This window comes from Paraburkholderia phytofirmans (genome assembly GCF_046028095.1).
Classification (GTDB): Bacteria; Pseudomonadota; Gammaproteobacteria; order Burkholderiales; family Burkholderiaceae; genus Paraburkholderia; species Paraburkholderia phytofirmans_A.
Genome location: NZ_JAQQDJ010000014.1, coordinates 72349 through 86993, shown reverse-complemented (window position 1 = coordinate 86993; position 14645 = coordinate 72349). Strand labels below are relative to the sequence as shown.

The 14645-nt window shown below is 61.9% G+C and carries 17 protein-coding genes; 2 read left to right on the top strand and 15 right to left on the bottom strand.

Going from position 1 to position 14645, the window contains the following annotated elements:
• Positions 1 to 169 precede the first annotated feature (169 nt).
• The 14 genes from PQR54_RS31535 to PQR54_RS31470 all read right to left on the bottom strand — a co-directional run bounded on the left by PQR54_RS31535 (position 170) and on the right by PQR54_RS31470 (position 11909).
• Positions 170 to 433, bottom strand: a complete 264-nt coding sequence (locus tag PQR54_RS31535) for a glutaredoxin family protein (RefSeq protein ID WP_408252625.1) — start codon at positions 431 to 433, stop codon at positions 170 to 172.
• A complete protein-coding gene (locus tag PQR54_RS31530; RefSeq protein ID WP_408252623.1) occupies positions 430 to 1947 on the bottom strand; it encodes a DegQ family serine endoprotease in 1518 nt (505 codons plus the stop codon). Before PQR54_RS31530 ends, PQR54_RS31535 begins: the two co-directional genes overlap by 4 nt.
• A 35-nt stretch (positions 1948 to 1982) precedes the next feature.
• Positions 1983 to 3026 carry a MucB/RseB C-terminal domain-containing protein gene (locus PQR54_RS31525; protein WP_408252788.1) on the bottom strand — a complete coding sequence of 348 codons (1044 nt, stop codon included), beginning with the start codon at positions 3024 to 3026 and terminating at the stop codon, positions 1983 to 1985.
• Positions 3027 to 3030: 4 nt separating this feature from the next.
• Positions 3031 to 3657, bottom strand: coding sequence for a sigma-E factor negative regulatory protein (locus PQR54_RS31520; RefSeq protein WP_408252622.1), 627 nt, complete (start codon positions 3655 to 3657; stop codon positions 3031 to 3033).
• An 83-nt stretch (positions 3658 to 3740) separates the two neighbouring features.
• The gene (gene rpoE, locus PQR54_RS31515) at positions 3741 to 4340 is read right to left on the bottom strand and encodes an RNA polymerase sigma factor RpoE (RefSeq protein ID WP_006051939.1); all 600 of its coding nucleotides are present in this window, start codon (positions 4338 to 4340) and stop codon (positions 3741 to 3743) included.
• A 101-nt stretch (positions 4341 to 4441) separates the two neighbouring features.
• On the bottom strand, positions 4442 to 4927 hold the full coding sequence (locus tag PQR54_RS31510) for a hypothetical protein (protein ID WP_408252620.1): 486 nt from the start codon (positions 4925 to 4927) through the stop codon (positions 4442 to 4444).
• A 14-nt stretch (positions 4928 to 4941) separates the two neighbouring features.
• Complete coding sequence (gene fabF, locus PQR54_RS31505) at positions 4942 to 6180, bottom strand: beta-ketoacyl-ACP synthase II (RefSeq protein ID WP_106283835.1); 1239 nt, start codon at positions 6178 to 6180, stop codon at positions 4942 to 4944.
• A gap of 232 nt (positions 6181 to 6412) precedes the next feature.
• Positions 6413 to 6652, bottom strand: coding sequence for an acyl carrier protein (acpP, locus tag PQR54_RS31500; RefSeq protein WP_004197638.1), 240 nt, complete (start codon positions 6650 to 6652; stop codon positions 6413 to 6415).
• A 152-nt stretch (positions 6653 to 6804) separates the two neighbouring features.
• On the bottom strand, positions 6805 to 7554 hold the full coding sequence (gene fabG, locus PQR54_RS31495; protein ID WP_408252618.1) for a 3-oxoacyl-ACP reductase FabG: 750 nt from the start codon (positions 7552 to 7554) through the stop codon (positions 6805 to 6807).
• 102 nt (positions 7555 to 7656) lie between these two features.
• Positions 7657 to 8592, bottom strand: a complete 936-nt coding sequence (gene fabD / locus PQR54_RS31490; protein WP_408252617.1) for an ACP S-malonyltransferase — start codon at positions 8590 to 8592, stop codon at positions 7657 to 7659.
• Between the two features lie 111 nt (positions 8593 to 8703).
• Complete coding sequence (locus PQR54_RS31485; protein WP_408252615.1) at positions 8704 to 9693, bottom strand: beta-ketoacyl-ACP synthase III; 990 nt, start codon at positions 9691 to 9693, stop codon at positions 8704 to 8706.
• Entirely contained in the window at positions 9693 to 10799 is a 1107-nt protein-coding gene (gene plsX / locus PQR54_RS31480; protein ID WP_408206820.1) for a phosphate acyltransferase PlsX, read from the bottom strand. Before plsX ends, PQR54_RS31485 begins: the two co-directional genes overlap by 1 nt.
• 184 nt (positions 10800 to 10983) lie before the next feature.
• Complete coding sequence (gene rpmF / locus PQR54_RS31475) at positions 10984 to 11163, bottom strand: 50S ribosomal protein L32 (RefSeq protein ID WP_006051932.1); 180 nt, start codon at positions 11161 to 11163, stop codon at positions 10984 to 10986.
• 101 nt (positions 11164 to 11264) lie between these two features.
• A complete protein-coding gene (locus tag PQR54_RS31470) occupies positions 11265 to 11909 on the bottom strand; it encodes a DUF177 domain-containing protein (RefSeq protein ID WP_408252613.1) in 645 nt (214 codons plus the stop codon).
• Positions 11910 to 12181: 272 nt separating this feature from the next.
• On the opposite strand from PQR54_RS31470, the gene PQR54_RS31465 reads away from it, so the two are divergent.
• Both PQR54_RS31465 and PQR54_RS31460 read left to right on the top strand, forming a co-directional pair.
• Positions 12182 to 12799, top strand: coding sequence for a Maf-like protein (locus tag PQR54_RS31465; protein ID WP_408252611.1), 618 nt, complete (start codon positions 12182 to 12184; stop codon positions 12797 to 12799).
• Positions 12796 to 13515 carry an SAM-dependent methyltransferase gene (locus PQR54_RS31460; protein ID WP_408252609.1) on the top strand — a complete coding sequence of 240 codons (720 nt, stop codon included), beginning with the start codon at positions 12796 to 12798 and terminating at the stop codon, positions 13513 to 13515. The genes PQR54_RS31465 and PQR54_RS31460 overlap by 4 nt, the downstream gene beginning before the upstream one ends.
• A gap of 92 nt (positions 13516 to 13607) precedes the next feature.
• On the opposite strand, the gene PQR54_RS31455 is transcribed toward PQR54_RS31460, so the two are convergent.
• On the bottom strand, positions 13608 to 14612 hold the full coding sequence (locus PQR54_RS31455; protein WP_408252607.1) for a S49 family peptidase: 1005 nt from the start codon (positions 14610 to 14612) through the stop codon (positions 13608 to 13610).
• Between the last annotated feature and the right edge of the window lie 33 nt (positions 14613 to 14645).

The following is a 14645-nucleotide window of genomic DNA, read 5'->3' as shown; positions in this document are numbered from 1 at the left end:
ATAGCGGAGCACGCCTTGTAAGTAGGTGAAAAACCTATCTATTTTAGCCGAAAAGGCTATCGCCCGGCGCATCTTGCGAAGCTCGGGCGGAAAAGACGGCTTAAGAGAGGCGTGAAACTCGATGTGAACGGCGCGGCGTTGGCGCTGTGTTCGAACCCTTGAGTCAAGCTCAGGGCGTGGCCGCGACCCGTGCGGCGAGCGCGGCACGAACCCGCGCTTCGTCGAGGTGATAGTGACACAACTCGACGCCGTCGCAGACCAGAACCGGCACCAGTTCGTTGTAACGCGCTTCCAGTACAGGATCGATGTCGACGTCGATCACCTCGACCTGCGCGCCGAACTCGGTCAGCAAGGGCTCGAGCGCGGCACGCAGGTCGTCGCAAAGGTGGCACCACGCGCGCCCGTAAAGCGTGAGCGGCGCCGCCTTCGTCATTTCTGGACGCTGCGCGGGCGGACCGGCACGAACTGCGTGTTCTCGCCGCGGCGAACCAGCAGCGCGACCATCTTCTGCGGATCGAGATGCGAACTCACTTCGTCGAACTGCTTCGCGCTGGTGATGTCCGTATCACCCACCCGCAGGATGATGTCGCCCTTTTGCAAGCCGACGCGCGCTGCGGGACCGTCCGCGGCGTCGATCTGCACGCCGTTGCGCAATTTCAGCGCCTTCAGCTGGTCGGCCGGGATATCGCTGACGGCCACACCCAGCGCGTTGGTGGCGCGCTGCTTCGGCGGCTGCGGTTTCTTCTGATCCGCCTTGGCCGTTTTATCCGGCTGCATTTCGGCGATCGTCACCGGCAGATCGCGCGTCTGTCCCTTGCGCCAGATCGTGATCGTCGACCTGGTGCCCGGCTTGGTGTCGCCGACCATGCGCGGCAGGTCGGTTGCCGTATCGACCGAATGGCCGTTGAACTTCAGGATGATGTCGCCCGGCTGCACGCCGGCCTTGTCCGCCGGGCCGCCCGGTTCGACGCTGCTCACCAGCGCGCCCTGCGCCTTCGGCAGGCCGAGCGAGTCGGCCACGTCTTTGGTCACTTCGCCGATCGCTACCGCGATCCGGCCGCGCACGACCTTACCCGACGCCTTCAGCTGATCGGCCACGCGCATGGCTTCGTCGATCGGAATCGCGAACGAGATGCCCATGAAACCGCCCGTGCGGCTGTAGATCTGCGAGTTGATGCCGATCACCTCGCCCTGCATATTGATCAGCGGACCGCCCGAATTGCCCGGATTGACGGCCACGTCGGTCTGGATGAACGGCAGATAGTCGCCCGTATCGCGCCCCTTGGCGCTGACAATGCCGGCCGTCACCGTGTTCTCGAGACCGAAGGGCGAACCGATCGCCACGACCCACTCGCCCACGCGCACCTTGTTCGAGTCGCCGATCGTGATGGTCGGCAGATTGGCGGCGCTGATCTTCACGACGGCAACGTCGGTCCGATCGTCCACGCCGATCAGCTTCGCCTTGAATTCGCGCTTGTCGGTGAGCGTGACGTAAATGGTGTCCGCGTCGTCGATGACGTGCGCGTTGGTCATCACGTAACCGTCCGCCGACAGAATGAAGCCCGAGCCGACGCCGCTGTTCTGCTCGGCATCGCTGTTATCCGGCAAGTCCTGACTGCCGCCACTGCCGCCGTTGTCGCCGCCACGCGGCGAACCCGGCGCACCGGGGGATTGCGGCGACTGCGGCAACGGAATGCCGAAGAAGCGCCGGAAAAACTCGGACATGTCGCCGTCGTCCATGCCCGGCGGCAAACCGCCGCGAGCACCGCTGTTCGACACGCGTGTAGTCGTGCGAATGTTGACGACCGCCGGGCCGACCTTGTCGACCAGATCAGTGAAGTCGGGCAGATTGGCGGCCGAAGCCGCCGATGCCGTATGCGGCACGAGCGGCAGACAAGCCGCTACCACCGCGGCCGCGAGGAATTTGCGCACCGAGAAAGTCGTCATATCGTAGCAAGCCGAGGGATTCAGGATTCGGGGGATTACTTCGGAGCTTTGTATTCTATGGCAGACGCAAATTGCTGCAATGTGGTCTGGGGCACTTCACCGAGCAGAGTAATCCAGAAGTCGCCGCGACGCTTGACGAGCACGTGCGTGGCGCCGCTGCTTCCCGCACCTTCCTTGCGCGTGTTGTTTTCAACCGGTTCGACGAACACCGAAATGGCCGCGAGGCCGTCTGAGAACACCGCCTGGTCCACCGGAATGGTCGGCTGGCCCGGATCGCGCGCGGCCATGGGTCGGCGCAGTTCACGAATCTTGCGGAAGCCCGGCACCGTCGGCGTGATCTGCCAGCCTTGCGCGGCCATGTCGACCGGCTCGACCGGCGGACGCACCACGGTCCAACCCGCCGTATTACGAATACCGCTGACGATGCCGGCCTTGTCGACCGGCACACCGATGCGAATCTGGGAAAACGACAGTTGCTCGAGCACCTGGCCATTCGTGTCGAGCGTCTGCGCACGCAGCAGGAGGCCGGTTTTCTTGTCGGCCCACAGCTTGTACGCAAAGCGATAGGCGTCTTTCGGATCGAGTTCGATCACCTGGCTGTCGACGCCCGCGACGCGGTCGTCGCCGAGCAGCTTGGGCTCGTAAACCGACAGCACCTGCTCGCCGCTCACGGCCAGCAGCGCGGGGAACGAGTCTTTGTTCTGACGTTTTTCGACGACGCACAAATGCCGCTCCGGCACGAACGTGTAGAGCTCGTCGTTATGACGCAGCATTTTGCGCGGCTTGCCGTCGAGGCTTTCGAGTTGCTCGAATTCGCCGTCCGCACGGGTCGCGTAGTGCGCGATCCGCGACGTTTGAACGAAATTGCCGCGCTGATAGACGAATGCGCCCTCGTAATTCTGCTGCTGCGCGGCCTGATGGATGCGATCCAGCAGATCCGCAGCCGTGCGACGGGCAACGAGCGGATCGTCGGTTTGTGCAAAGACCCGCGGTGTAGCGGACAACAATACGGCTGCGCAGAACAGAAATGCCGGCAGCCGCCCCCAGATAGTCGTTTTATTCAACCGCGGAGTCTGCATCAAACTATTGGCCTTGCGTAGAAACAGCGGCAGCGCGAATCAGCGGCATCGAGCCCGGCATGACCGGTTGCTGCGCGAATTGCTGATGAGCTTCCAGATACTGGTCGAGACTGGCGTCGCGAATGATATTGGCGTCTTGCGCGACCGGCTGGACCGTAGCTGTCGGAGCCATAGCCACGCGCTGCAGCGAATCGACACGCGACTGAACCGACGCAAGCTGCGCCGCGCCCGAGCCGCCCGGCACGCCTTGTAGCTGCGGCACGACGATCCACGTCAGCGTGGCAGCCGCTGCTGCGACCGCAAAAGCCGGCACGACACGGCGGCGCAACGCCAGCAAACGACGCGCAACCGGCATGGCGGCGGGCGCCAGCACGTGCGGTTCGTTGTCGAGGCGCGCGGCGAAACCGCTCAGAAACGCGCTGCTCGCCGCCGGGCTGACCGCCAGATCGTCGGAACGCAACGCGTCGCCGATCAGGTGATAGCTCGACCAGGCGGCGCGATCCTCGCCATTCAACCCGGAAATAAACGTGTCCAGATTCAGATGCTCTTCGCCGAACAGCTCACCGTCGACAAAAGCGGACAGACGCTCGCCGCGCGAGCTGGCTTGCGATTGCATCGAGACCGACCCCATGATGCTCCCCATCTTACAAATACCCCGTAGTGACACCACTAATCCAGATATTGCACCCGCGTCCCTTCCAACCGGCTGGTGGTTTACCAGCGCTTGCCTTCAGGTGTGTCAAGCAACGGACGCAATTTTGCCGCAATGGCTTCGCGAGCGCGGAAAATTCGTGATCTGACTGTGCCAATTGGGCAACCCATCATCTCAGCGATTTCCTCGTAGCTCAAACCTTCAATTTCACGAAGAGTAATGGCGGTGCGCAACTCTTCCGGTAAAACCGCCATCGCAGCATTGACCGTCTCAGCGATCTGCTTGCTCATCAACATCGACTCAGGCGTGTTGATATCCCTTAGTTGGTCCGCGTCCGAGAAAGTTTCAGCTTCTTCAGCATCTGCTTCGGTCGAGGTCGGCGCGCGCCGCCCTTGGGTCGCAAGGTAGTTCTTTGCCGTGTTGACGGCAATCCGGTACAACCACGTATAAAAGGCCGATTCACCGCGAAACTGCGGCAACGCCCGGTACGCCTTGATAAAGGCGTCCTGAGCGACGTCTTCTACCTCGGCGGGGTCCCGCACGAGGCGCGAGATCAGCCGGAGAATCTTGCGGTGGTATTTGGAGACCAGTAGCTCGAACGCGGCCTTATCGCCCTTCTGGACGCGCTCGACCAGCACCTGATCAATTTCTTTTTCGCTCACCTGATAAATCCGTTAACTATAGGGCGCATGGCGGGGGACCATTGTAGCGTCCCCATCATCCGGGTACGTTACGCCGGTAACAGCGGTTACAGTCGTTACAGTCAGGCGCCGGCGCCACGCCGGCCCAGCACGGCCAGTTCCCGGAAAATGGGCGCCGGGAGTGCGTCGGCGGCAAGTAGCAGAGTGCGTGAACCGCCCTGCTCCGGCATCAGCGCCAGCAATAGCAAGCGACTGCTCCATTGCGAACAACCGGCAATACGGCCTTGCGCAAGCAGCGCGCCGGTCCGGCTCCAGACAGACAATCCGTCCGGCCCGATTTTCAACGCGACAGGTTGCGTGCGCTCGTACCGGAGCGCGCAAAGCGCGAGCCACGCCCACACCGCGAGCGTCAACGGAACGGCCTGCCACGTGCCCAGATGCGACGCGAGGCAAGCAAAGACAGCCGATGTCGCCGTCAGAACGAAAACCCGTAACGCAGCCCAGACGGCGACGGAGCGCCGCAGCGCAATCTGCTGCGGCGCTCCGTCGGGCGTGGCCGATTCAGGGGAAAGCGCCGGTACAACCGGCGCCGTCGACTGGCGCGTCACCAACTATCAGGCGATCAGGCGCGCTTGAAGACCAGCGTGCCGTTCGTGCCGCCGAACCCGAACGAGTTCTTCAGCGCGACGTCGATCTTCATCTCCCGCGCGGTGTTGGCGCAGTAGTCCAGGTCGCAGGCCGGATCCTGGTTGAAGATGTTGATGGTCGGCGGCGACACCTGATGATGCACGGCCAGCACGGTGAACACCGACTCCAGACCGCCGGCTCCGCCCAGCAGGTGACCCGTCATCGACTTGGTCGAGTTCACGACCATGTCTTTGGCGTGGTCGCCGAAAGCGCGCTTGATGCCGGTGGTTTCAGCCAGGTCGCCGAGCGGCGTGGACGTGCCGTGCGCGTTCAGGTAATTCACCTGATCCGTGTTGATGCCCGCGTTCTTCAACGCGGCCAGCATGCAGCGGCGAGCGCCGTCGCCGTCTTCCAGCGGCGCGGTCATGTGATAGGCGTCGCCGCTCATCCCATAGCCGCTGACTTCGGCGTAAATCTTCGCGCCGCGTGCCTTCGCGTGTTCGTACTCTTCGAGCACCATCACGCCGGCGCCCTCGCCCAGCACGAAACCGTCGCGATCCTTGTCCCACGGACGGCTCGCGGTTGCCGGATCGTCATTGCGTTGCGACAGCGCGCGCGCCGCCGCAAAGCCGCCGATACCCAGCGGCGACACGGTCGATTCCGCGCCGCCTGCGATCATCACGTCGGCGTCGCCGTATTCGATCAGGCGCGATGCCTCGCCGATACAGTGCAGGCCGGTGGTGCAGGCGGTGACGATCGCCAGATTCGGCCCCTTGATGCCGAACTTGATCGACAGATGGCCGGAGATCATGTTGATGATCGACGCCGGCACGAAGAACGGCGAAATACGGCGCGGGCCGCGATTGAGCAGTTCGGTTTGCGTAACTTCGATCATCGGCAAACCGCCGATGCCCGAACCGACCACTACACCGATACGCTCCGAATTCTCGTCGGTGACTTCGAGACCGCTGTCCTGCATCGCCTGGATGCCTGCAGCCACGCCGTAATGGATGAACGTATCCATGTGGCGCGCTTCCTTACCGGGGATGTAGTCCTCGATATTGAAGCCCTTCACCTCGCCGGCGAAACGAGTCGAAAAGTTCGACGCATCGAACTTCGTGATATTGGCAATACCCGACTTGCCGGCGACCAGATTGGCCCAGCCGTCGGCAACATTATTGCCAACAGGCGAAATCAGCCCCAGGCCTGTAACAACAACACGACGGCGGCTCACGGTAACCCCTTTTTCATAGATGACAAAAGCAAAAGCCACAGCGGCCACAGGAACCTGCCCTGTGTGCCCTGTGGCTGTTTAACTCGGCAATCGCGCGAAAACTTGCGCTGTCGACATCGCTGGCTCCTGCTTGGCAAAACGCGCGGCAAAAAGCACCAACCCTGCTGGCGTCGGCAACCGACACGGCAGGGCGTCATACGCCGCCAACGCAGAAACGCGGGCGCGAATGACCTTAGGCCTTGACGTTCGCGCGAGCGTAGTCGATCGCTTGCTGAACGGTGGTGATCTTCTCGGCTTCTTCATCCGGAATTTCCATGCCGAATTCGTCTTCGAGGGCCATCACGAGTTCAACGGTGTCGAGCGAGTCGGCGCCGAGGTCGTTCACGAACGAAGCTTCGTTCTTGATCTCAGCTTCTGCAACGCCCAGTTGTTCTGCGACGATCTTCTTGACGCGCTGTTCGATATTGTCCATTACCCCTCCAAGGGAAAAGAAGTTCAAAAATACAGGTGCGCGCATTTTATCAGGTTTGACCCGGCAAAAAAGCGGCGCATCGGGTTGCTGTCAAGGCATGCGCCTTTACGCATTTACAAACGCATCAAGGCGCGGATAGTAACCGAATTTGGTTACGACATGTACATCCCGCCGTTCACATGCAGTGTCGTGCCGGTGATATAGCCGGCTTGCGGCGATGCCAGAAACGCCACGGCGTGCGCGATATCTTCCGGGCTGCCGAGGCGGCCCAGCGGAATCTGCGTCTTCAGCGCCGTTTGCTGCTCTTCCGGCAGGGTTTTGGTCATGTCGGTATCGATAAAGCCCGGCGCCACGCAATTCACCGTGATGTTGCGGCTGCCGATCTCGCGCGCGAGCGCGCGCGTCATGCCCGCCACGCCCGCTTTCGCGGCGGCGTAATTGATCTGTCCAGGGTTGCCGGCCGAGCCGACCACCGACGTGATGTTGATGATGCGGCCGCCCTTCGCCTTCATCATGGGACGCAGCACCGCGCGCGACAGACGGAATACCGACTTGAGGTTGGTGTCGACCACCGCGTCCCAATCGTCGTCCTTCATGCGCATGGCGAGTTGATCCTGCGTGATGCCGGCGTTGTTCACCAGCACGTGCAGCGCGCCGAATTCCTTCACCGTGCCGTCGATCAGCGCTTCTGCCGCAGCCGCGTCGTTGACGTTGAGCACTACGCCGCGACCGTTCACGCCGGCTGCGTTAAACGCTTCGCTGATGGCGGCCGCGCCGCTTTCGCTGGTCGCCGTGCCGATCACTGTCGCGCCCTGGCGCGCCAGTTCCATGGCGATCGCACGGCCAATGCCGCGCGAAGCGCCAGTGACGATTGCGATCTGCTTGTCGAGAGTCTTTTCCATCTGTCAGTCCGAATGCCCTTCGGAGGGCTGATTGATTCTTGATGCTTGCGTCTGATGCTGCTCATGCAGCGCCCGCTGCCAGACGCTCACGAGACTATGCGTTCAGCCTGCCGTTACCAGCTTGAGCGTTTCTTCGAGCGAAGCCGGATCGAAGATCGAAGCGCCGACCAGGTTGCCGTCGATACGCTTGGTCAAACCCGCAAGGACCTTGCCCGGACCGCATTCGATCACGTGCGTGACGCCTTGAGCCGACATGGCCTGAACGCTTTCGACCCAACGCACCGCACCGGCTGCCTGGCGCACCAGCGCGTCCTTGATCTTGACCGGCTCGTTGACCACGGCGACGTCGACGTTGTTGATGACCGGAATCGCCGGCACCTGCACCTCGACGCTCGCCAGATACTCACACAACTGGTCCGACGCCGGCTTGAGCAGCGACGAGTGGAACGGTGCCGAGACCGGCAGCGGCAACGCGCGCTTGGCGCCCTTCGCTTTCGCGACTTCGCAGGCCTTTTCAACCGCAGCCTTGTTTCCTGCGATCACGACCTGCGCCGGCGCATTGAAATTCACCGCTTCGACGACGCCCGCGACCGACGCTTCGGCGCACACCGCGCGCACCGCGTCGTCGTCGAGACCGAGAATCGCGGCCATGCCGCCTTCACCGACCGGCACCGCCGTCTGCATGGCTTGCGCGCGAAAACGCACGAGCGGCACAGCGTCGCGAAACGCGATCGCGCCCGCCGCGACCAGCGCGGTGTACTCGCCGAGGCTATGGCCCGCGACGATCGCCGGCTTCGGGCCGCCAGCCTGCAGCCACGCGCGATACATCGCGTAAGCGGCGGTCAGCATGACCGGCTGGGTGTTGGTGGTGAGGTTCAGATCTTCGACGGGGCCTTCGGCGATCAGCTTGCCGAGATCCTGATTGAGCGCATCGGAGGCTTCCTGAACCGTCTCACGCACGATGGCGTGATCGGCGAATGCGTTGAGCATGCCGACGGACTGCGAACCTTGCCCAGGAAAAACGAACGCAAATTTCATATCGTCCCCAAAATCGATTTAGTCAGATGTGGGTGGCGCGCCCAGTTGATGGCGAGCGCGCTCAAGCGTAGTCGAGCGCTGTGAAGAGCGCTCGCCATAACGTCGCCGCTATCAGTAGCGGATAACCGACGCGCCCCACGTGAAGCCGCCGCCGACACCTTCGATCAGCACGTTCTGGCCGCGCTTGATGCGGCCGTCGCGCACCGCGACGTCGAATGCGAGCGGAATGGACGCAGCCGACGTATTGCCGTGCTCGCCCACCGTGACGACCATGCGTTCCTGCGGCAAGCCGAGCTTGCGGCAAGTGCTTTGCATGATGCGGATATTCGCCTGATGCGGAATCAGCCAGTCGATCTGCTCAGCCGACATATTGGCCTTCTCGAGCGCTTCGACCGCGACCTTTTCGAGCACGTTGACGGCGAGCTTGAACACCGCCTGCCCGTCCATATGCAGGAACGCGCTGCCCGCTACGACGCCGCCGTTCACATTGCCCGGCGTGCAGAGAATGTTCGAATGGCTGCCGTCGGCGTGCAATGCGCTCGCCAGCACGCCCGGTTGTTCGGACGCCTGCAGGATCACCGCGCCCGCGCCGTCGCCGAACAGCACGCAGGTCGTACGGTCGTTGAAGTCGAGAATGCGCGAGAAGGTTTCCGCACCGATCACGAGCGCCGTGCGATGCTGACCGCTGCGGATGAAACTGTCCGCCGTGGCCACCGCGTAGGCAAAACCGGAACAGACGGCCTGCACGTCGAATGCCGCGCCGTGGTTCTTGATGCCGAGCTTGTTCTGCAACAGGCACGCCGTGCTCGGAAACACGAAGTCGGGCGTGGAAGTGGCGACGATGATCAGATCGATGGACTGCGGGTCGATATCCGCTGCTTCGATCGCGCGTTGCGAAGCGATGAGCGCGAGATCGCTGGTCGTGACATCAGGGTCCGCGAAATGGCGCGCATGAATGCCCGTGCGGGCAACGATCCATTCGTCGCTCGTCTCGACACCTTGCTTGCCAAGACGCTCGGCCAGATCCTGATTGGTGACGCGGTTGGGCGGCAGATAGCTGCCGGTGCCCAGCACGCGGGAATAAATTGTCGATTGAGCCATTATGCCTTCGAGGATTGCGCAGCGTAGGGCTCGGCTGGCTGGCCGGCGATCGGGCTTGCGTGACCCGCACCGCTTGCGTCGCGCGCCGCCTGTTCGAGAGAACCTGCATTCTCTTCCATCGCTCGCGCAAGGCGTTCCAGCACGCCGTTTTTGACGGCATCATACCCGCGTTTGATAGCCCACTCAAACCCGTAAGCATCCGCCGAACCGTGGCTTTTGATCACCAGCCCGCGCAGGCCGAGCAACGCGGCACCATTGTATTGCCGATGATCGACGCGTTTCTTGAAGCGCATCAATACCGGCAAGGCGAGCACAGCCATCACCTTGGTGAGCCACGAACGGCCGAACTCTTCCTTGATGATGTTGGACAGCATCTGCGCGAGGCCTTCCGACGTCTTCAGCGCGACATTGCCGACAAAACCGTCGCAGACGATGACGTCGACCGTGCCCTTGAAGATATCGTTACCTTCAACGTTACCGTGAAAGTTAAGTGTACTCGCGCGCAGCAGTTCGCCGGCACGTTTGATGGTGTCGTTGCCCTTGATGACTTCTTCGCCGATGTTGAGCAGCCCGATGGTAGGCCGATCCTTGCCCTCGAGCGCGGACACGAGCGCGTGCCCCATCTCCGCGAACTGCAGCAGATGCTGCGGCTCGCAGTCGACGTTGGCGCCCAGGTCGAGCATCATCGTGTAGCCATTGGGATTGGGCAGTGCCGACGCGATGGCCGGGCGTTCGATGCCCGACAGCGTTTTCAGCACGTAGCGCGAGACCGCCATCAGCGCGCCGGTGTTGCCGGCGGAAATGCAGGCTTGCGCCTCGCCTTCCTTGACGCGGTTCAGCGCCACGCGCATGGAGGAATCTTTTTTCTTGCGCAGCGCGACTTCGACCGGATCGTCCATGGCGACGATCTCGGAAGCGGGCACGACGGTCAGCGCCGGCAGGTCCTGAGCCTTCAACTTTTTCAGCTGCGCACGAATCGCGCTTTCGATGCCGACGAGCAGTAGCTCAGCATCGGGATGCGATCGAACGAAGTTGACGGCAGCGGGAACGGTCACGGACGGGCCGTGGTCGCCTCCCATGCAATCTATCGTGAGCTTTACTGTCATGGAGTGCGACGAATTTCAGACGCCCCGCATGGAATCATAGTAAGCGCCGAGGCGCCAACTGCGATCGACACAAAAAAGCGGCAATTGAATGCCGCCTTTTTGCCGAGCCGGGAAAATGTCAAGCGAGCCGATCGCCACGCGAAACGCCACAAAGCGACACGCAGTGAAACGCGCAATGAAACGATTAATCGTTCTTCGTCTTGACGACTTTCTTGCCGCGATAGTAGCCGTTCGGGCTAACGTGGTGACGCAGATGCACTTCGCCCGTGCTCGGTTCCACTGCCAGCGGCGCTGCCGTCAGGAAATCGTGCGAACGGTGCATGCCGCGCTTCGACGGCGACTTCTTATTTTGTTGAACTGCCATGACTAACTCCTAAAAATTTTCCGAATTCTAACACAGCCCGATCCGGTCTCCGTCACTGGCCGAATGGCCAATGCGCCCGCATCGCGCTCCCATGCAACTGTTCAGTGCTTCTTGTCGTCCGGCTCACCGCGCTTGAGACTCTGGAGCGCCGCAAACGGATTAGGCCGTTCGGGCTCGCCGCCCTCACCCGCTTCGTCCAGTATGCCTTCGTCGCCCTCGCCTTCAGTACCGGCCACACCAGAGACGAGGCTCTCGTGCACTTCGGGACAGACCTCGTGCTTAGGCACGAGCGGCAAGGAAAGCAGCAACTCTTCTTCGATCAAGTCGATGAGATCGAAATGGTTCGAACCCACGATCACTTCGACTTCATCCTCGTCGAGCGGAAACTCTTCGGCTTCCGCCTCAGTGTTGACGATCCGGTAAGTTGCATCGACGTTGAATGCCTGCAAGTACGGTGTCATGCACCGCTGACATTCGAGCCAGGCAGCGCCGTGAATCGCCATCCTTAAATAAGGCTGAGGACCCTCGGTGCCGTCGTCCTGCAATTCCGGCTGCGTCGCCCCTTCGGCTTGCCAGGTGAACGCGGCATCGCGGTCTGGCGCTTCTGCCGGGACTTCGCTTAACATGCGCGGCAGTTGCGAGACGCGCACGACACCCGCGGCCTGACGCCCACTCCGCGCGAATTCGAACAGATCGATATCATGCGGGTCGGACAGACCTGCAGGGTTGCCAGGATGTTGAGTCATGTGCGCTCCTGCGTCGGCAAGGATTTCGCCGGATATAACCGCGAGGTATAACCGATTTGCGAGACAGCCCGTGAGACTCATGTGTTTGCCTGCAGTGACCACAGCCATTGATCACTGCCATTGACACGCACCGAGACTCGCCTAGCGCAAGCATACCGATGAAAAGCCCGAAATCATATCCGTTTTGTCTTTTCGAGTCAAACACTTAAGCCCGTACGTGCGCGAGCTTTGCGCAACCCCGTACGCCCCGCCTCCCTAGCCGTCGGTTACCCATGTCAGATTCTCCCAATCGCCCGCCACGCCTGATTCTGGCGTCGAGCTCGCCTTATCGTCGCGAATTGCTCGAACGCCTGCGCGTGCCGTTCGATGTCGTCGCGCCCGCAATCGACGAGACCCCGCTCGCCGGCGAAACACCCGAAGCCACCGCGTTGCGGCTCGCGCAAGCCAAAGCTCGCGCGGTAGCCGGCGGACTCGTCGCCGGCGAAGCGGCGCTCGTGATCGGCTCCGATCAGGTGGCCACTTACGACGGTCTGCAGATCGGCAAGCCAGGCACGCACGAAAAGGCGCTTGCCCAGTTGCGGGCGATGCGCGGCCGCGAAGTGCTGTTTCATAGTGCGCTATGTCTGTTCGACAGCCGCTCGGGAAACGTGCAAGCCGTCGACGTAATCACTCGCGTGCATTTCCGCGATCTGCCGGATGCCACGCTGGAGGCCTATCTGCTGACCGAAACGCCGTACGACGTCGCGGGTAGCGCCAAGTCCGAGGGGCTCGGCATCGCCTTGCTCGAGGCCATCCATTCCGACGACCCGACCGCGCTCGTCGGCCTGCCGTTGATCGCACTGTCGCGCATGCTGCTCGCAGTGGGTTATCCACTATTGGGGGCTCAATGAGCGGCACGCTTTATCTGATTCCGAACACGCTGGGCGAAGGCGATACCGCGGCGCTCGACGCCGTCCTGCCCGCACCGGTGCGCGCCCATGCGGCGTCGCTTCACTATTACATCGGCGAAAACGCGAAAACCACGCGCGCTTTCCTGAAGAAAGTCGGCACGGAACGGCCGATTCAGGAAATCGAGATTCGCGAACTGAATGTGAATACGCCGGCCGGCGAGATCGACAGGCTGCTCGCGCCGCTTCTCGCCGGCACGGACGCGGGCCTTGTTTCCGAAGCGGGCTGTCCGGCGGTCGCCGACCCCGGCGCCCTGCTCGTGCGCCGCGCCCATGAACGCGGCGTGAAAGTCGTGCCGTTCGTCGGCCCGAGTTCTATTCTGCTGGCTTTGATGGCGTCAGGGCTCAATGGGCAGAGCTTTGCGTTCCACGGCTACCTGCCGGTGGATGCCACGGAGCGGGCCAAACGTCTGCGAGATCTGGAGCAGCAGTCGCGCAAAGGCAAGCAAACGCAGATCTTTATCGAGACGCCGTACCGGAATCGCGCGTTGCTGGATACGCTGCTGGCGACGTGCGCGCCTTCCACGCTCGTTTGCGTGGCAGTGGATCTGACGCTGGAAACGGAAACAATCGCCAGCCGCACCGTGGCCGACTGGAAGAAAAAGCCGGCGATCGATTTGCACAAGCGACCGGCTATTTTTCTGATCTTGGCCCTCTGATCGGGTCAGACGGCAATCCGTCAGACTAAAACAGAGCGCCGCGCGATCATCAAACATGACCGCGCGGCGCTTATTGAATTGTCACCGGTAATTCAACGCAGATTCATCTTCCCACCGAGCGCCATGGCGTGAACCGCGCCGCTGCCGACCGCCGCGCCGAACTTGCGCGCAACTCGGTCCGTAATGCTCTCTTTTACCGTGTAGTCGACGATATCCGGCGCCTTGAACAGGTCGCGGGCCACATAATCGGCGTCGCCTAAACCGTCGGCAAGGCCGAGTTCGACGCTCTTCTGGCCGGTCCAGAAAAGACCCGAGAACATGTCTGGCGTTTCATGCAGGCGCTTGCCGCGCCCTTGACGCACCGCATCGATAAACTGCGCGTGGATCTGATCGAGCATATCTTGAGCATGTTCGTCCATCTTCGGCGTTTCGGGCGAGAAAGGGTCGAAAAAGCCCTTGTTCTCGCCGGATGTGTGCAAACGACGCTGGATTCCCAGCTTATCCATCAGGCCGGTGAAGCCGAAGCTGTCCATCAGCACGCCGATCGAGCCGACGATGCTGGCCTTATCGACATAAATCTTGTCGGCCGCCGCCGCTGCGTAGTATCCGCCCGACGCGCACATGTCGCCCACGACCGCATATAGCGGAATTGACGGATATTTAGCGCGCAATCGACGAATTTCGTTATAGATGATGCCCGCCTGCACCGGACTGCCGCCCGGACTATTGCAGCGCAGGATCACCCCCGCCGTGCCCGAGTCGTCAAACGCGCTCTGCAACGCCGTATTGACATCTTCCGCGTTCGCGTTCGTATCCGCGGATATCTCGCCGTCTAACGTCACCATAGCCGTGTGCCGGCCAGTGGCGGCGACCTTGTCGCCGGAGAAGTCGATGGCCACCCAGATCGCCAGCAGCACGATCACCAGGAAGACAAAACGAAAAAAAATCTTCCAGCGCCGCGCCGCGCGCTGCTCGTTTATCGCCGCGAGCGCGATACGTTCGAGCGCGGCGCGTTCCCAGCCGGGCTCATCGGCAGGCGTGCTGGGGTGGCCATTTAGAGACGGTTCCTTCGGCTCGGGAGTCAAATTGTCGGACATGCGATGCAGTGGAAAGGTCGAAGAAGAGAAAAA